The organism is Mycobacterium sp. 4858 (assembly GCF_900240975.1).
Classification (GTDB): domain Bacteria; phylum Actinomycetota; class Actinomycetes; order Mycobacteriales; family Mycobacteriaceae; genus Mycobacterium.
The window spans coordinates 1,469,673-1,486,386 of sequence record NZ_LT968776.1; the positions used below are offsets into that span (position 1 = coordinate 1,469,673).

Below are 16,714 nucleotides of genomic sequence, written 5' to 3' on the forward strand. Positions count from 1 at the left end.
GCTGACCGGAATTGCAACACGTTCTAGTCTGGCCACATGAGTGACGAGCTGCTGCGCCATCCCATTCATTCCGGACACCTGACCGTCGGTGCGCTCAAGCGCAACAAGAACAAGCCCGTGCTGCATCTCGGCGACACCACCCTGACCGGCGGTCAGCTCGCCGAGCGCATCAGCCAGTACATCCAGGCGTTCGAGGCGCTCGGTGCGGGCACCGGCGCGACCGTCGGGCTGCTGTCGCTGAACCGGCCCGAGGTGCTGATGATCATCGGCGCCGGCCAGACCCAGGGTTACCGGCGCGTGGCCCTGCACCCCCTGGGCTCGCTGGACGACCACGCCTACGTGCTGGGCGACGCCGGCGTGACGTCGCTGATCATCGACCCCAACCCGATGTTCGTCGAGCGGGCGCTGGGCCTGCTGGAGAAGGTGCCCGGCCTCAAGCAGGTCCTGACCATCGGCCCGGTCCCCGAGGCGCTCGGCGATTCCGCGGTGGACCTGGTGGCCGAGGCCGCGAAGTATTCGCCCAAACCGTTGGTGGCGGCCGACCTTCCGCCCGATCACATCGGCGGGATGGCCTACACCGGCGGCACCACCGGCAAGCCCAAGGGTGTGCTGGGCACCGCGCAGTCGATCACCACGATGACAACGATCCAGCTGGCCGAGTGGGAGTGGCCGGAGAACCCGCGCTTTTTGATGTGCACCCCGCTGTCGCATGCCGGGGCGGCGTTCTTCGTGCCGACCATCATCAAGGGCGGCGAGCTGGTGGTGCTGACCAAGTTCGACCCGGCCGAGGTGCTGCGGGTGATCGAGGAGCAGAAGATCACCGCGACCATGCTGGTGCCGTCGATGATCTACGCGCTGATGGACCACCCGGACTCGCACACCCGCGACCTGTCCTCGCTGGAGACCGTCTATTACGGCGCCTCGGCGATGAACCCGGTGCGGCTGGCCGAGGCCATCCGCCGCTTCGGGCCGATCTTCGCCCAGTACTACGGGCAGTCCGAGGCCCCGATGGTGATCTCGTATCTGGCCAAGAAGGACCACGACGAGAAGCGGCTCACCTCCTGCGGGCGGCCCACCCTGTTCGCGCGCACGGCACTGCTGGACGCCGACGGCAACCCCGTGCCGCAGGGCGAGGTCGGTGAGATCTGCGTGTCCGGGCCACTTTTGAGCGGCGGGGACTGGGACCTGCCGGGGGAGACGGCCAAGACGGTCAAGGGCGGCTGGCTGCACACCGGCGACATGGCCCGCGAGGACGAGGACGGCTTCTGGTTCATCGTCGACCGGGTGAAGGACATGATCGTCACCGGCGGGTTCAACGTGTTCCCGCGCGAGGTCGAGGACGTCGTCGCCGAGCACCCGGCCGTCGCGCAGGTGTGCGTGATCGGCACGCCGGACGAGAAGTGGGGCGAGGCCGTCACCGCGGTGATCGTGTTGCGGCCCGACCATCCCTCCGACGAGGAGTCGGTGGCGCGGGTGACCATCGAGATCCAGTCCGCCGTCAAGGAGCGCAAGGGTTCGGTGCAATCGCCCAAGCAGGTGATCGTCGTCGAGTCGGTGCCGGTGACCGCTCTGGGCAAGCCGGACAAGAAGGCCGTGCGCGCCCAGTTCTGGGAGGGCGCCGACCGCGCCGTCGGCTGAGCGGCTCTCGCCGAGCGTGAAATTAACTTCACGCTCGCGCCCGAGCGTGAAACTGGCTTCACGTTCGGGGCGCAGTCACCCCAGCGACCAGCAGGTCGAGCATGCGACCGGTCTGCTCCGCCGAGCCGCTGGCCAGGAAGATGCCGATCAGGCTGGACACCACGTCGTCGGCCCGCACGTCGGAGCGCAGGCTGCCGTCGTCGGCGCCGGCCCGCAACAGCAGGTCGACGGCGCCGACGATGCTGTCCCGAGTCTGGCTGGGCTGCATGGCACCCGAGTCGAAGATTGCGTGCAACGACTCGGCCATGCCGCGCTTGGCGGCCACGAAGGCGGCGTAACGGTCCATCCAATTGCGCAGCGCGGTCTTGGGTGGATGCCGCCCGAGGAGCCGTTCGGCCGCCGCGGCCACCTCCGCGAGCTCGGCGCGGTAGATGGCCTCGACCAGCGCCTCCCGGTTCGGGAAATGGCGGTAGAGCGTGCCGATCCCGACGCCGGCCTCGCGCGCGATCGACTCCAGCGACACCGGCCGGCCTTGCGAGAACGCCGCCGTCGCCACCTCGAGCAGCCGCTCACGGTTCCGGCGTGCGTCCGATCGGATCTCGGCCAAAGCGGAGGCTCCTCCGTTTCTGCTACGCTCGAATAAGCGGAGGATCCTCCGCATCTTCTCCAGTCTGGCACGAGGGAGCACCATGACGGACAAACCACAACCCGGCGGTCTCGGCACCATCGGCACGTCGACCGTCGCACGCGTGGGCTACGGCGCGATGCAGCTGTTCGAGGCGACGTCCGCCGACGACGCGGCCGTGGTGCTGCGCCGCGCGGTCGAACTCGGCGTCAACCACATCGACACCGCGTCGTTCTACGGCCCCGGCGAGGTGAACCGCCGGATCCGCGCCGCGCTGGCCCCCTACCCCGACGATCTCGTCATCGTCAGCAAGGTCGGCGCGCGATACACCGGCGAAGAGCCGATACCCCTGGCCGCCGCCCAGAAGCCGGCGGAGCTGCGCGCCGCGGTCGAGGACGACCTGCGCCAGCTCGGCCTGGACCGCATCCCGGTGGTGAACCTGCGGCGCATGGACCTCGGGCCCGGCGTGGCCGCCGAGGGCGACCAGGCCGTCGACCTCGACGACCAGCTCGCCGAGATGATCGCGCTGCGCGACGAGGGCAAGATCGGCGGCATCGGCATCAGCGCCGTGCCGCTCGACGTGGTGCGCCGGGCGTTGCCGGCCGGCATCGCCTGCGTGCAGAACGCCTACAGCGTGCTGGACCGTTCGCAGGAAGACACGCTGCAGCTGTGCGCGGCCGAGGGCATCGCGTGGGTGCCCTACTTCCCGCTGGGATCGTCGTTCCCCGGCTTCCCGAAGGTCGCCGACCATCCCGTGGTGGCCGAGATCGCCGGCGAGCTCGGCGTCACGGGCGCCCAGGTCGGCCTGGCCTGGCTGCTGTCCCACACGCCGAACACGCTGCTGATTCCCGGCACGCGATCCGTCGCGCACCTGCACGAGAATCTCGGCGCCGGAGACGTCACCCTCGGCGCCGACGCCATGGAAAGGCTGGACGCCGTCGGCACAACGGAGCCCCAGCCCCACGGGGTCGAGCCGTTCCAGAGGTAACGTCGCTGCCTATGGGAAGCGGCAAACCGGTCAAGCCGCCGTGGTGGCTGAAGCCGGCCAACAAGGTGTTCATCCAGATGTCGCGGCTGGGACTGAGTTTCGGCGGCGAAAGCCCCGTGGTGCTGACGGTGACCGGCCGCAAGTCGGGCGCACCGCGCTCGACACCGGTGACCCCGATGACGGTTGACGGGCAGCAGTACGTCGTCGCCGGGTTCCCGGGCGCCGACTGGGTGGCCAACGCGCGGGCCGCCGGCGAAGCGACGATCGCGCGGGGGCGGCACGTCCAGAAGGTGCGGATGGCCGAGCTGGCCGCCGACGACGCCCGGCCGATCCTGCGCGCCTTCCCGGCCGAAGTGCCCACGGGCGTCGGCTTCATGAAGCGGGCCGGACTCGTCACCGAAGGCCGGCCCGAGGAGTTCGAGGCCCTGGCCGGCCGCTGCGCCGTCTTCCGCCTGGACCCGGCATAGGAGTTCAACCACCTTGACCGACAATCCCTTTGACGCGCAGTCCTGGCGGCCCGTCGTCGGGTTCGACGACCTGACCGACATCACCTACCACCGCCACGTCGAAGACGCGACCGTACGGGTGGCGTTCGACCGGCCCGAGGTGCGCAACGCGTTTCGGCCGCACACCGTCGACGAGCTTTACCGGGTGCTCGACCACGCCCGGATGGCCCCGGATGTGGGCGTGGTGTTGCTGACCGGCAACGGCCCCTCCCCCAAAGACGGCGGCTGGGCGTTCTGCTCCGGCGGCGATCAGCGCATCCGCGGACGCAGCGGTTATCAATATGCAAGCGGCGACACCGCGGACACCGTCGACCCCGCCCGCGCCGGGCGGCTGCACATCCTCGAGGTGCAGCGGCTGATCCGGTTCATGCCCAAGGTGGTCATTTGCCTGGTCAACGGCTGGGCGGCCGGCGGCGGGCACAGCCTGCACGTGGTCTGCGACCTCACCCTGGCCAGCCGCGAGCACGCCCGGTTCAAGCAGACCGACGCCGATGTGGGCAGCTTCGACGGCGGCTACGGCAGCGCATACCTGGCGCGCCAGGTGGGCCAGAAGTTCGCCCGCGAGATCTTCTTCCTCGGCCGCGCGTACACCGCCGAGCAGATGCACCACATGGGCGCCGTCAACGCGGTCGTCGACCACGCCGATCTGGAGAAGGAGGCGATCGCGTGGGCCGCCGAAATCAACGCCAAATCCCCGCAGGCGCAACGGATGCTGAAGTTCGCCTTCAACCTCCTCGACGACGGGCTGGTCGGCCAGCAGCTGTTCGCCGGCGAGGCCACCCGGCTGGCGTACATGACCGACGAGGCCGTCGAGGGCCGCGACGCCTTCCTGGAGAAGCGGCCGCCGGACTGGAGCCGGTTCCCGCGCTACTTCTAGCGTTCACAGCCCCAAGATCACCGGCCACCAACACCAGGTCGTCAGGATGGACAGCGGCACCCCGACACCGATCAACAAGGCGACGAGCTCGGGCTCGAGATCGTGCTCCATGGCGATGATGCTGGCGCCGAGCATCGGGGGCATCCCCATCTCCAGCATCGCCACCTTGGCGACGGGATCGTGCGCTTGCCCGAGGGCGCAATACATGGCCACCAAAGCCAGCGGAGCCACCAGCAGCCGATAACCCAGGCCGACGCTCAGTGGTGCGAGACGCCCGGCGATGTGGTCCAGCCGCAGGGCATAGCCCACCGCCGCCATCGCCAGCGGCGTCAGCGTGAGCGCCAGCGCGTCGATCACCTGGGTCACCCACGTCGGGCGATCGACATGATTGGTGGCGAAAGCGGCGAGGATGGCCAGGAAAGGCGGGAAGGTCACGATCCTCTTCACCACGTCACGCCAGTCGAGCCTGCTGGCGCCCGCGATCGACGCGACCGCGATACCCAGGGTGGAGACCGCCAGATAGGACCCGCACAAGTCGATCACCATGCCCAGAGCCATCCACTGTTCACCGGCGTACGCGGCGATCAGCGGGAGCCCCACGAACGAGGTGTTGCACCAGCCCCCGGCGAGCAGCAGAGCGCCGGTGCGTCGCCGCGACCATCCAAATGCACGGCTCAGGGGAACGATGACCACGACGGCAAGGGCGACGTCGAGCCACGGCGTTGCGGCGGCGAACCACCAGTCGTCGCTGACGCGCAGGTTGTGAACACTGTGGAAGGCCGCGGCCGGCAGCGCGACGTTGATCACCCAGCCGCCCAGCACGCTGCCGGCGTTGTCCGGTAGCCGTCCCGAGAGCCGCAACAGGAAACCGAGGATCAGACAGACCAGGACCAGTGCGATCTCCCGCATGCAGCCCGCTTCCTCCGGCGGCCCGGGCCGCGTGCCGACAAGAAGTAACCGACGGTCGGCGATCGTATTGAAGGGGCGATCGCCAAGCACGGCGGGGTAAGCCGCGCGCCACGCCCCTAGACTGCCCACCCGTGAGTAAAAGCCCGCTGCGCCGCTTCACCGATCAGCTCGTCCTGGCCAGCATGCGACCGCCGATGGCGCCGCAGGTGCTGGTCAACCGGCCCGCCATGAAGCCGGTCGAGCTCGAGGGCAAGCGCGTCCTGCTCACCGGGGCGTCGTCGGGCATCGGTGAGGCCGGCGCCGAACTGCTGGCCCGCGCGGGGGCGACGGTGGTCGTTGTCGCCCGAAGGCAGGAACTGCTCGACGCGCTCGCGGACCGGATCACCGCGGCGGGCGGCACCGCGCTCTCCATGCCGTGCGACGTCTCCGACATGGACGCGGTCGACGCACTGGTCGCCGACGTCGAAAAGCGGCTCGGCGGGGTGGACATCCTGATCAACAACGCCGGCCGGTCGATCCGCAGACCGCTGGCCGAATCGCTGGAGCGCTGGCACGACGTGGAGCGGACCATGGTGCTCAACTACTACGCGCCGCTGCGGCTGATCCGCGGGCTGGCGCCCGGCATGCTCGAGCGCAAAGACGGCCACATCATCAACGTCTCCACCTGGGGGGTGCTGTCCGAGGCCTCGCCGCTGTTCGCCGTCTACAACGCGTCGAAGGCCGCGTTGTCGATGGTGAGCCGCGTCGTCGAGACCGAGTGGGGCGGCAAGGGTGTGCACTCGACGACGCTGTACTACCCGCTGGTGGCCACCCCGATGATCGCGCCGACCAAGGCCTACGAGGGCATGCCGGCGCTGACGTCCGAAGAGGCCGCCGAATGGATGCTGACCGCCGCGCGCACCCGGCCGGTGCGGATCGCGCCGCGGATGGCGATCGCAGCCAAGGCCATCGACACCTTCGGCCCCCGGCTGGTCAACACGCTCATGCAGCGGCAAAGGCTCCAGCCGAACCGCGCAGAGAGCGACTAGATCCCACCGCGACGTGATAGACACGACGTCATGGAGATCCTGGCCAGCCGGATGCTGTTCCGGCCGGCGGACTATCAGCAATCGCTGTCGTTTTACCGGGACCAGATCGGCCTCGCGATAGCCCGTGAATACCCCGGGGGCACAGTGTTTTTCGCCGGCCAGTCGTTGCTGGAGCTCGCCGGCTACGGCTCACCGGACCACTCCCGCGGCCCTTTCCCGGGCGCGCTGTGGCTCCAGGTCCGCGACATCGAGGCGACCCAGGCCGAGCTTCGCGGCCGGGGCGTGGCGATCGCCCGCGAAGCGCGCCAAGAACCCTGGGGTCTCTACGAAATGCACGTGACGGATCCCGACGGCATCACGCTGATCTTCATCCAGATCCCGCCGGACCACCCGCTGCGCCGCGACACCCGCGGTGATCAGGCGGAACGGCCGGTTAACTAAGGGCTAACATCTGACGACAAGTCGAGGTACACCCGCAATTCGACTGGTCCACCGTTCGACAATCGAATCTCCCAACTACGAGAATCAGGCGCTGTGAACATCCAATTGTTCCTCCTCAGCATTGTCGTAATCACGGCACTCGCTTTCGATTTCACCAACGGCTTCCACGACACCGGCAACGCGATGGCGACCTCTATCGCCAGTGGCGCGCTCAAGCCCAAGGTGGCGGTCGCGCTATCCGCGGTGCTGAACCTGGTGGGCGCGTTCATGTCGACCGCCGTCGCCGCCACGATCGCCAAGGGCCTCATCGACGGGCACATCGTGACGCTGGAGCTGGTGTTCGCCGGCCTGGTCGGCGGCATCGTGTGGAACCTGCTGACTTGGCTCTTCGGTATCCCGTCCAGCTCGTCACACGCGCTGATCGGCGGCATCGTCGGCGCCACGATCGCCGCCGTCGGTGGACACGGGGTGCTCTGGAAGGGCCTGGTGTCCCACGTACTCATCCCGGCAGTGGTGGCCGCGATCCTGGCCATAGCCGTCGGGGCGATCGCGACCTGGCTCGTGTACCGGATCACCCGTGGCCTTGAGACTGGACGCACCGAGGCCGGGTTCCGGTACGGCCAGTGGGGCTCGGCGTCGCTGGTTTCGCTGGCGCACGGGACCGGCGACGCGCAGAAGACGATGGGCATCATCTTTCTGGCGCTGATGTCTTACGGCTCGATCAGCCGGAACGCCGCCATGCCGCCCCTTTGGGTCATCGTTGCGTGCGCGCTGTCCATGGCGGCGGGCACCTACCTGGGCGGCTGGCGCATCATCCGCACCCTGGGCAAGGGGCTGGTGGAGATCCAGTCGCCCCAGGGCATGGCCGCCGAGTCGTCCTCGGCCGCGGTCATCCTGCTGTCCACCCACTTCGGCTACGCGCTGTCGACGACGCAGGTCTGCACGGGTTCGGTGCTGGGCAGCGGGCTGGGCAAGCCCGGCGGCGAGGTGCGCTGGGGCGTGGCCGGCCGGATGGGCGTCGCCTGGCTCGTGACGCTGCCGCTGGCCGGGCTGGTCGGCGCGGTCACCTATTGGATCGTGCACTACATCGGCGGGTACCCCGGCGCGGTCGTCGGCTTCGGACTGTTGGTCGCGGTCTCGGCCGCCATCTACATCCGGTCGCGCAAGGTCAAGGTCGACCACAACAACGTCAACGCCGAATGGCAGGGCGACCTGACCGCCGGGCTGCAGGATGCCGCCGAGCACCAGCCGCCATCCGACGTGCATCCGACGAACGGCAGCGGCGCCTCCGGCCGGTACGACTCCGACGACCCCACGATGAAGGCGAACGCCTGATGAGTCACTTCAGCGACTGGTTCAACTACCAGGCATCCCTCAAGATCCTGATCTTCTCCATGCTGGCCGGAGCCGCGTTGCCGGGGCTGTTCGCCCTGGGGCTGCGATTCCACGCGGTCGGCGCCGGGCAGGTCACCACCGGTGGCAGCGCGCCACAGAAGAACCCGGCGCTGCTCGCGATCGCCTGGCTGATCTATGCGGTCGTGCTGCTGGTGATCGTCTTCGCCCTGCTGTACATCTCCCGCGACTTCATCGCCCACCACACCGGCACGGCGTTCCTCGGAGCAAAACCCAAGTAGCATCGATTGATGCCCACCGCGTTACCGCGCCGTACACCGGGGGGAACAGCGTGAACGGATTTCTCAACTCGATCGTCTCGTGGCTGCGAGCGGGATACCCGGAAGGGATCCCGCCGACGGACACCTTCCCGGTGCTCGCGCTGCTGACCCGCCGGCTGTCCCATGACGAGGTCAAAGAGGTGGCCTGCGAGCTGGTCCGGCGCGGCGAGTTCGACGACGTGGACATCGGGGTGCTGATCACCCAGATCACCGACGAGCTGCCGACACCCGACGACGTCGAGCGCGTCCGGGTCCGGTTGGCGGCCGTCGGCTGGCCGTTCGACGACGCGGAGCAGGCCGAGGACCCCGCATAGCCGTACTGCGCGCCCTCACCGTCCCGCCGGGCTCGGCCGTATCGACGCTGTTACCCGCCCTGGAACGGGTGCTTGACGCCCGCGACCCCGCACTGGTCGCCCTCGACCCCGCCTCGGACGCGCTGCGGGCGGCCCTGCGGGTCGGCGAAGAGATCGACGACGACGTGACCCTGGTGGTGACGACGTCGGGGACCACGGGTGCGCCCAAGGGGGCCCTGCTCACCGCGGCCGCGCTGACGGCCAGCGCGACGGCCACCCATAACCGCCTCGGCGGGCCGGGCAGTTGGCTGCTGGCCTTGCCGCCGCATCACATCGCCGGGCTGCAGGTGCTGGTGCGCAGCGCCCTCGCCGGCTCGACGCCCGTGGAGCTGGACGTCTCAGCGGGCTTCGACGTCGCCCAATTGCCCGCCGCGACAAGGCGATTGGCATCCGGGCGGCGATACACGTCGCTGGTAGCCACGCAGTTGGCCAAGGCGCTGACCAATCCGGCGGCCGCCGCCGCCCTCGCCGAACTGGACGCCGTCCTGCTCGGCGGCGGACCGGCCCCGCAGGGCGTGCTCGATGCCGCGGCGGCGGCCGGCGTCGCCGTGGTCCGCACCTACGGCATGAGCGAGACCGCCGGCGGCTGCGTGTACGACGGCGTGCCGCTGGACGGCGTCCGGGTCCGGGTGGCCGACGGCGGGCGCATCGCCCTCGGCGGCGCGACCCTGGCGAAGGGCTACCGCAACCCCGTGCACCCCGACCCGTTCGCCGAGCGGGGCTGGTTCCGCACCGATGACCTCGGCGCCCTCGACGGGGCTGGCGTGCTGACCGTGCTGGGCCGCGCCGACGACGCGATCAGCACGGGTGGGTTGACCGTGCTGCCGCAACTGGTCGAGGCCGCGCTGGGCAGCCATCCCGCCGTCGGGGACTGCGCGGTTTTCGGCCTCGCCGACGACCGGCTGGGCCAGCGGGTGGTGGCCGCGGTCGTGGTGGCGGCGGGCCGCCCGGCGCCGACCCTGGACGCGCTGCGCGCTCATGTTGCACGCGCCCTGGACGCCACCGCCGCTCCGCGCGAGATGCACATCGTCGACGCGCTGCCGCGACGCGGCATCGGCAAGGTCGACCGCATGGCGTTAGTGCGCCGCTTCGCCGGTTCGGCCGGTCAATAGGCTGGTCGACCGTGAGGGTGGCACGTCGGGAGGCAGCGGCCGTCGGGGTCGGGGCGGTGCTGGTGGTGGCGGCGTTCGTGTTGCCGCGGCTGCACTGGGGCGTCCGGCCGCGCACCGATGTGGGGCAGGAGCGATTCGGCACGCACACCGGGGCCCCGCCGATTTTCGGTGCCTGGGAGGTCCACGCCAGCTGGGGCACTGGGCCGGCCATCGCCATCGCGGTGGCCGCGGTGGTCTGGGGACCGATTCTGGCGCAACGCCTCTCGTGGCGGGTGTTGACGCTGGGCACGTGGGCCACCGCCTGCGGATGGGCATTCGCGCTGGCGATGATCGACGGCTGGCAGCGCGGCTTCGCCGGCCGGCTGACCACCAGGGACGAGTACCTGTCGCAGGTGCCCGGCATCACCGACATCCCGGCCGCGGTGCGCACGTTCGCCAGCCGGATCGTCGACTACCAGCCGAACTCGTGGACCACGCACGTCTCCGGGCATCCGCCCGGCGCGCTGCTGACGTTCGTCTGGCTCGACCGGATCGGCCTGCACGGGGGCTCCTGGGCCGGGCTGCTGTGCCTGCTGGTCGGGTCCAGTGCGGCGGCCGCGGTGCTGATCGCCGTCCGCGCGCTGGCCGACGAGCAGACCGCGCGCCGCGCCGCACCGTTCGTCGCCGTCGCGCCCACGGCGATCTGGGTGGCGGTGTCGGCCGACGGGTACTTCGCCGGCATCGCCGCATGGGGCATCGCGCTGTTGGCCCTGGCGGTGCACCGGCCGGTCCGGTTCCCCGTGTGGGCGGCCGCCGGCGCGGGCCTGCTGCTGGGCTGGGGCGTGTTCTGCAACTACGGGCTGATGCTGATGGGGCTGCCGGCCGTGGCGGTGCTGGCGTCGGCCGCCGACTGGCGAGCCGCGCTTCGGGCGCTCGGCCCGGCGACGCTGGCCGCCGTGGCGGTGGCCGTGGCCTTCGCGGTCTCGGGGTTCTACTGGTTCGACGGCTACACCCTTGTGCAGCAACGCTATTGGCAGGGCATCGCCAAGGACCGGCCGTTTCAATACTGGAGCTGGGCCAACCTGGCGTCCGTCGTGTGCGCGATCGGGTTGGGCAGCGTCGCCGGGGTCACCCGGGTGTTCGACTGGGCGGCTATCCGGCGCCGCTCCGGGTTCCACCTGCTGCTGCTGGCCGTGCTGGCCGCCATCGCCTGCGCGGATCTCAGCATGCTCAGCAAGGCCGAGGTCGAGCGGATCTGGCTGCCCTTCACCATGTGGCTCACCGCGGCGCCCGCGCTACTGCCCGTCCGGTCACACCGGCTGTGGCTGGCGCTCAACGCCGCCGGCGCCGTGCTGCTCAACACCCTCATCGTCACGAACTGGTAGGCGCGGCTACAGGCCGGCCGCGCGGGTGAACCTGGCGAAACGACTGGCCTGCCCGCACGCCTCGCGCACCGCGGCAACGTCGTCGAGCACGTCGATGTCGGCCAACCGCGGCACGGGCGTGACGTGGATATCATTGTCGCGCAACGCTTTCAGGGTGAGCTCCCCGGTGTCGGGCTGGGACATCGGGACGGTGCGCAGGCATTCGGCCATGGCTGGCGCCGCCACGCCGAGCACCCACCAACCGCCGTCGTGGGCCAGTCCCAGCACGGCCGGCGCCTCCAGCAGCCGGCGCGCGCAATCGGCCAGCAGCTCGGCGGTCACCTGCGGGGTGTCCATCCCGATCTGCAGCACCGGAAACCCGTCCGCGGCGTCGGCGTGGGCGTTGGCGAGCCGGTCCGCGAAGTCCTCGCCGCGCTGCGGAATCACGGTGAAGGACCGCAGCCGTCGCCGGATCTCGACCGCGCCGGCCGCGGAGTCCAGGTCACCGGTCATGGCGACCACCCGGTTGGCCACCGGCGCGGCGGCCACCGCGTCCAGCGTGTCCAGCAGCGCGGCCGCGGCGATCTCGGCGGCGACGGCGTCCCCGACGCTGGCCGCGAGCCTGGTCTTGGCGCGGCCCGGCTCCGGCGCCTTGGCGACCACCAGCAGCGTCACCGGCAGGACGCTCACGAGATCACCTTCCAGAAGTCGAGGATCGCGGTGATGCTCCCCCGCAGCGAACCGCTGACCTTCGACTTACCGCCCGTCCGGGGGCCGTAGCCGACGTCGAGTTCGACCACGCGCCAGCCGGCCGCGGCGGCGCGCACCAGGAGCTCGAGCGGATAGCCCGAACGCCGGTCGACGACGCCGAGGTTCAGCAGCGCCTCCCGCCGGGCCACCCGCATCGGCGCGATGTCGTGCACAGGCAGTCCGTGGCGGGTGCGCAGCCGCCAGCTCATCACCACGGTGCCGACCCGGGCGACCCAGGGCCAATGCAGTCCGGCCACCGGCCGGCGCCGCCCGACCACCAGGTCCGCGCCCTGCTCGAGCGCGGCGACGAGCCGCGGCAGGTCGCCGCCATCCATGGAGCCGTCGGCGTCGATCACCGCCACGATCGGGGTGGTCGCGGCCACCACGCCCGCGTGCACCGCCGAGCCGTACCCGGCCCGCGGCTCCACGACGACCTCGGCGCCGTGCCGCCGCGCGACCCCGGCGGTGTCGTCGGTGCTGTTGTTGTCGACCACCAGCGCCCGGTATCCGGCGGGTATGCCCGCCAGCACGCCGGGCAGCGACTCCTCTTCGTTCAGACAGGGCAGCACCACCGTGACGGCGTCGGGCATGACGCCTCAGAACCCGCGATGGCTGCGCGGCTGCTGCGGGACGAGCGTCTCCTGCGAATGCGTGGGCGGCGCGGTCTCTTGCGTGTGCGGCGGCGGCGAGTAGGTGGTGGGGGGCTGCTCGTGCGAGGTCGGCGGCGGGGAGTACGACGTCGTCGGCGGGGAGTACGACGTGGTCGGCGGCGAGTAGGAGGTTGTCGGGGGCGAGTACGAGGTCGTCGGCGGGCTGATCGACGTCGTAGGCGGGCTGATCGACGTGGTCGGCGGGCTGATCGACGTCGTAGGCGGGCTGATCGAAGTCGTCGGCGGGCTGATCGACGTCGTCGGGGGCTCGTAACTGGTCGTGGGCGGGGTGATCGTCGTCGTGGACGGCGGGTTGTACGGCGGCTGCGGGTAGCCGGGTTGCCAGCCCGGGAACGGAACGATGACCGGAACGGGAACGGGCACAACGGGATTCGGGTTGGGCACGCCCCCCGGGGCGCCGGGCTCCACCGGCGCGGCGGGCGCCGCCGGCGCCCCTCCCCCGGCGGGGGGCGCCACCTGTTGCGGGACGGCGGGGGGGGGCGGGGGGGGGGCCCCCCCGGAACCCGCGGTGGGGTGGGGGGCCCGGGGGGGGGGGGCCGGCGGCCGCTGCTGCGGCGGGAAAAGGGGGATGGAATTTGCCCGGGGGGGGGTTTGGGGGCCGCAGCGGGGGCGGTGATTCCCCCTCCCCCGGCGGGCGGCGCCACCTGTTGCGGAACGGCGGTGGGGGCCGGGAGGGTGCCTCCCTGGAACCCGGCGTTGGGCTGGTCGACCGGGGGCGGCGGCACCGGCGCCTGCTGCTGCGTCGGCAATAGCGGCATGAACTTGCCCGGAGCGGCGTTCTGGTGCCCGACGACGGGCTGTTGACTCGCGGTGGGACGGACGGCGATGGCGATCGCGGCGGCCAGGGACGCGAACCCGACGACGGCGAAGGCGATCACGGCGTTGCCGACCACCAGGGAGCGTCGGCTCAGGCGCGAGGGGATCGCCTCGGTCTGGTCGACGTGGTCGTAGTCGTCGAATTCGGGGCCGTACTCGTCGCCGGCGAACGGCTCGGCGTCATCCGCCATCGAATAGGCCAGCTGCGGCTCCTCCTCGGCCGGCGGCGGCACGACCGCCGTCTCGTCCCCGGTGAGCCCGGGCGCCATCGCCGTCTCGTCCCCGGTGAGCCCGGGCGCCATCGCGGTCTCGTCGCCGGTGAGCCCGACGGCCGGCGCCTCGTCCCCGGTGAGCCCGACGGCTGGCGCCATCGCCGTCGCATCGGCACCGGCCGCGGCCGCCATCGCGGCGCCGCGGGCGACCGCGAACGCGGGTTCGTCGGCGACCTGCACCCGCATGGTCGACGACGCGTCGCGCAACTGGTCGGCAACCTGGGCCAACTCGGGCGAAGCCCCCACCAGGTACACCTCGCCCGGGGCATCCGGCCGGGCGCTGAGTTGGGCCATCATCGTGTTGAACGTCGCGGTGACGTCGCCGCCGGCGAGTGGCTCCCTGGCCAGCACGGTCGGGGGGGAGTTCTGGTCGTCGGCGGAGCCTGGCACCGACAACGTCGCCGTCGCGTCGTCCATCACCAGCGCGGCGCCCGGCCGGCCCGCCGCGCGCATCAAGGCGGCCACGGCCTGCGACTCGGAGAGCACTGCGACGTTGGAAACACCGGAGTCTTGCAGCGCCTGGCGCAGCTGGCCGGCCCGCGGATCGTCGCTCCAGCACACGCGGGTGCCGACCAGCCGGTGATTCTCATCCGCCAGGAGCCGATTGGTGCCGACCACCGTCTCGGTGAGTTTTCCGACCGGGTTGTCCTCCAGGTTGACGACGGATTGGTCGATCACGTCGGCGCCCTGCGCGCCCGGCCCGACAAGCGCCAAGCGGGCAACGGGGCCCGTGACCGCGACCCCCAACACGACGTCCATCCCGGTTCTCCTTCGGCTGGTTACCCCACGACCAGCAATGTCCCGGCATCATTACACTTGCGATACCGTTGGCAGTATCAGTTATTCGGGCGACAAGGTTTGCCCATAGCGCAGCGTAACCAGCTTCTCGAACTACAGGACGGTCGCCGCGGAATCCGCCACGGCGTCCGAACGGAGAATATGTTCGCAAGCGAGCAGTGCGGCCGGCTCGGCAGGGCAATCACCCGCCGCGCAACCGATCCTGCGCCACAACCGACCGTCGTCGAATCCCGGGGGGCATGGTGAGCCAGAGCAGCGACGACGCCCCTACCGGCCCCATCGATCACGGGCAGGCGCAGCGAACCACTCGCATCATCCGGCCGGCCGCAGGCGATTTGACCCCGCCCGGGAATTCCACGCGACGCTGGCACGTCGTCAGCGATCTGACCGCCGTCGCGCTCCTGATCGTCGCCCTGTTGCTGCCGTGGAACCTGGACTTCGGCGTCGGGATTCCCGGCAGCAGCCCGGTTCTCTTCGCGGTGCTCGTCGCGGCGACCGCGCTGTCCGTCATCGCCGTCGCCGCGGCCGGTTCCTGGCGGTCGTCCGGTGCGCGGTTCAACCCCGCGGCGGCGGCCCGCCTTCGCCTGGGGCTCAACATCCCCTATGCGCTGCTGGTGCTGGCGTTCGTGGGATTCGACGCGTTCGAGACCGTCAAGTTCGGCGGCACGGTGAACGTGCCGGGCGGCGTCGGGCCGGGCGCGTGGGCCGGCATCGCCGGCTCCCTGCTGAGCGCGCAGGCGGCGGCCACCGGCGCCCGCTCCGGACCGGTCCCCGAGGGCGACGAGTACACCGGCTGGCTGAGGTCGGCCCGGGTCATCGGCTACGCGTCGATGCTGTTGGCGGTGCTCAGTTTTGGCTTCAACCTGTATTGGCGGGTGCGCTACGCGCTGCAGAACGTCGGCGGCGCAGCCGCGTTCGGCACGCAGAACGTCGCGGTGATCGTGACGGCGCTGGTGTACGGCGTGGTGGCGTTGGTCGCCGTGCTGGTCGCCGCCAGGTGGTTGCTGCGCGGCACCCGGGCCTCCCGGCTGGCCACCGTCGCGCTCGGCGCGTCGACGCTGGTCGCCGGGATCGGAGTGTGGATCCTGCCCGTGGGGCGGAACATCGACGCGTTCCACGGCATCGCGCAGAACACCTCGACCGCCGGGGTCGGCTTCGAGGGCTATCTGGCATGGGCGGCCGCCGCGGCGATCTTCGCACCCGGGACGCTGTTCGGTCACCGGAACACCACCGGGGCCGAGGAGGGCGCCTGGCGGGTGGCGGCCCGAAACGGCTTGCTGCTCATCGCCGTATGGGCCCTGGGCTCGATGGCGATGCGGCTGACGGATCTCTTCGTCTCCGTGAGCCTGAATTACCCCTTCTCCCGCTACGACAGCGTGGTGCTGGCGGCGTTCGATCTGGCCACCGCCGTCCTGGCGATCTGGCTGCGCGTCAACCTGGGCAAGGCCGCCCGCTCCGCGCGGCTGATCACGGCGCTGTGCGGGCTGGTCGCCACGCTGAGCGTCGCCCGCGTCGTGGTGGGGGTGGTGTTGGCGCCGCGGTTCGCGGATTCACCCAATTCGCCTGCGCAGCACCCGGTCTACGGCAACAACCTCGCCCAGCAGATCACCAGCACCTTCGACGTGACGCTGTGCGGCCTGGCCCTGTGCATCCTGGGGGCCGCCGTGGTCACCGGACAGCTGCGCGGCCGCCGCCTGCGACGCCGCCGTGCCGTCCCCGGGCCCGCCGTCCCGCCGCCCGGCGCTCCCGCCGCGCCCAGGGCGCGAGTCCCGGTGGGCCACGCGGCCGCGCCGTCGGCCACGGCGACCACGCGGATCGCCACCGGCCCGCGGATCTTCCGGGGCGACGACTCCGCGACGCGCCAGATACCCGTGCAGCGGCCCAAGATCTACCGGCCGCCGCAGGGGTAGGACG

16 protein-coding genes and 1 pseudogene are annotated in these 16,714 nt (G+C 71.0%); 12 read left to right on the forward strand and 5 right to left on the reverse strand.

Features of this window, described 5'->3' with window-relative positions; all coding sequences use genetic code 11:
- Positions 1-36: 36 nt before the first annotated feature.
- Positions 37-1,638 carry a fatty-acid--CoA ligase FadD8 gene (gene fadD8 / locus C1737_RS15445; RefSeq protein ID WP_102418818.1) on the forward strand — a complete coding sequence of 534 codons (1,602 nt, stop codon included), beginning with the start codon at positions 37-39 and terminating at the stop codon, positions 1,636-1,638.
- A gap of 58 nt (positions 1,639-1,696) precedes the next feature.
- Here the strand turns inward: fadD8 and C1737_RS15450 are convergent, their stop codons facing one another.
- Positions 1,697-2,245 carry a TetR/AcrR family transcriptional regulator gene (locus C1737_RS15450; protein WP_233214763.1) on the reverse strand — a complete coding sequence of 183 codons (549 nt, stop codon included), beginning with the start codon at positions 2,243-2,245 and terminating at the stop codon, positions 1,697-1,699.
- 82 nt (positions 2,246-2,327) lie between these two features.
- Here C1737_RS15450 and C1737_RS15455 point away from each other — a divergent pair, with 82 nt between their 5' ends.
- From C1737_RS15455 to C1737_RS15465, 3 genes are read left to right on the forward strand one after another with little or no spacing between them, the layout of a single operon-like run.
- Positions 2,328-3,251 (forward strand): aldo/keto reductase, encoded by a 924-nt coding sequence (locus C1737_RS15455; RefSeq protein WP_102418820.1) that lies wholly within the window; start codon positions 2,328-2,330, stop codon positions 3,249-3,251.
- Positions 3,252-3,262: 11 nt separating this feature from the next.
- Entirely contained in the window at positions 3,263-3,718 is a 456-nt protein-coding gene (locus C1737_RS15460) for a nitroreductase family deazaflavin-dependent oxidoreductase (protein WP_068097542.1), read from the forward strand.
- Positions 3,719-3,731: 13 nt separating this feature from the next.
- Positions 3,732-4,634: a 1,4-dihydroxy-2-naphthoyl-CoA synthase gene (locus C1737_RS15465; RefSeq protein WP_102418821.1), complete on the forward strand. Its 903-nt coding sequence runs from the start codon at positions 3,732-3,734 to the stop codon at positions 4,632-4,634.
- Between the two features lie 3 nt (positions 4,635-4,637).
- Here C1737_RS15465 and C1737_RS15470 read toward each other — a convergent pair whose 3' ends face one another.
- Positions 4,638-5,543 (reverse strand): AEC family transporter, encoded by a 906-nt coding sequence (locus C1737_RS15470; protein ID WP_102418822.1) that lies wholly within the window; start codon positions 5,541-5,543, stop codon positions 4,638-4,640.
- Between the two features lie 131 nt (positions 5,544-5,674).
- Here C1737_RS15470 and C1737_RS15475 point away from each other — a divergent pair, with 131 nt between their 5' ends.
- The 7 genes from C1737_RS15475 to C1737_RS15505 all read left to right on the forward strand — a co-directional run bounded on the left by C1737_RS15475 (position 5,675) and on the right by C1737_RS15505 (position 11,514).
- On the forward strand, positions 5,675-6,571 hold the full coding sequence (locus C1737_RS15475; RefSeq protein ID WP_067917736.1) for an SDR family oxidoreductase: 897 nt from the start codon (positions 5,675-5,677) through the stop codon (positions 6,569-6,571).
- Between the two features lie 30 nt (positions 6,572-6,601).
- A complete protein-coding gene (locus C1737_RS15480; RefSeq protein ID WP_067917738.1) occupies positions 6,602-7,012 on the forward strand; it encodes a VOC family protein in 411 nt (136 codons plus the stop codon).
- 93 nt (positions 7,013-7,105) lie between these two features.
- Entirely contained in the window at positions 7,106-8,347 is a 1,242-nt protein-coding gene (locus C1737_RS15485; protein WP_102418823.1) for an inorganic phosphate transporter, read from the forward strand.
- Entirely contained in the window at positions 8,347-8,646 is a 300-nt protein-coding gene (locus tag C1737_RS15490; protein ID WP_068097536.1) for a hypothetical protein, read from the forward strand. Before C1737_RS15485 ends, C1737_RS15490 begins: the two co-directional genes overlap by 1 nt.
- A 50-nt stretch (positions 8,647-8,696) precedes the next feature.
- Positions 8,697-8,999 carry a DUF3349 domain-containing protein gene (locus C1737_RS15495; RefSeq protein WP_067917744.1) on the forward strand — a complete coding sequence of 101 codons (303 nt, stop codon included), beginning with the start codon at positions 8,697-8,699 and terminating at the stop codon, positions 8,997-8,999.
- Between the two features lie 68 nt (positions 9,000-9,067).
- Positions 9,068-10,150: an o-succinylbenzoate--CoA ligase gene (menE, locus tag C1737_RS15500; protein WP_233214764.1), complete on the forward strand. Its 1,083-nt coding sequence runs from the start codon at positions 9,068-9,070 to the stop codon at positions 10,148-10,150.
- An 11-nt stretch (positions 10,151-10,161) separates the two neighbouring features.
- The gene (locus C1737_RS15505) at positions 10,162-11,514 is read left to right on the forward strand and encodes a hypothetical protein (protein ID WP_102418825.1); all 1,353 of its coding nucleotides are present in this window, start codon (positions 10,162-10,164) and stop codon (positions 11,512-11,514) included.
- A 6-nt stretch (positions 11,515-11,520) separates the two neighbouring features.
- Here the strand turns inward: C1737_RS15505 and C1737_RS15510 are convergent, their stop codons facing one another.
- The 3 genes and pseudogenes from C1737_RS15510 to C1737_RS27425 all read right to left on the reverse strand — a co-directional run bounded on the left by C1737_RS15510 (position 11,521) and on the right by C1737_RS27425 (position 14,761).
- A complete protein-coding gene (locus C1737_RS15510; RefSeq protein ID WP_067917750.1) occupies positions 11,521-12,183 on the reverse strand; it encodes a DUF2064 domain-containing protein in 663 nt (220 codons plus the stop codon).
- Positions 12,180-12,833: a glycosyltransferase family 2 protein gene (locus tag C1737_RS15515; protein WP_067917752.1), complete on the reverse strand. Its 654-nt coding sequence runs from the start codon at positions 12,831-12,833 to the stop codon at positions 12,180-12,182. The genes C1737_RS15510 and C1737_RS15515 overlap by 4 nt, the downstream gene beginning before the upstream one ends.
- A gap of 6 nt (positions 12,834-12,839) precedes the next feature.
- A pseudogene (locus tag C1737_RS27425) lies at positions 12,840-14,761 on the reverse strand (hypothetical protein).
- A gap of 278 nt (positions 14,762-15,039) precedes the next feature.
- On the opposite strand from C1737_RS27425, the gene C1737_RS15525 reads away from it, so the two are divergent.
- Positions 15,040-16,710 (forward strand): hypothetical protein, encoded by a 1,671-nt coding sequence (locus C1737_RS15525; protein WP_102418826.1) that lies wholly within the window; start codon positions 15,040-15,042, stop codon positions 16,708-16,710.
- The last annotated feature ends 4 nt before the right edge of the window (positions 16,711-16,714 follow it).

Bases quoted from the DNA above. Each gene is read 5' to 3' on its own strand.
- C1737_RS15490 (WP_068097536.1), top strand. From the start codon at position 8,347: ATGAGTCACTTCAGCGACTGGTTCAACTACCAGGCATCCCTCAAGATC.
- C1737_RS15455 (WP_102418820.1), top strand. From the start codon at position 2,328: ATGACGGACAAACCACAACCCGGCGGTCTCGGCACCATCGGCACGTCG.
- fadD8 (WP_102418818.1), top strand. From the start codon at position 37: ATGAGTGACGAGCTGCTGCGCCATCCCATTCATTCCGGACACCTGACC.
- C1737_RS15525 (WP_102418826.1), top strand. From the start codon at position 15,040: ATGGTGAGCCAGAGCAGCGACGACGCCCCTACCGGCCCCATCGATCAC.
- C1737_RS15460 (WP_068097542.1), top strand. From the start codon at position 3,263: ATGGGAAGCGGCAAACCGGTCAAGCCGCCGTGGTGGCTGAAGCCGGCC.
- C1737_RS15470 (WP_102418822.1), bottom strand. From the start codon at position 5,543: ATGCGGGAGATCGCACTGGTCCTGGTCTGTCTGATCCTCGGTTTCCTG.
- C1737_RS15480 (WP_067917738.1), top strand. From the start codon at position 6,602: ATGGAGATCCTGGCCAGCCGGATGCTGTTCCGGCCGGCGGACTATCAG.
- C1737_RS15515 (WP_067917752.1), bottom strand. From the start codon at position 12,833: ATGCCCGACGCCGTCACGGTGGTGCTGCCCTGTCTGAACGAAGAGGAG.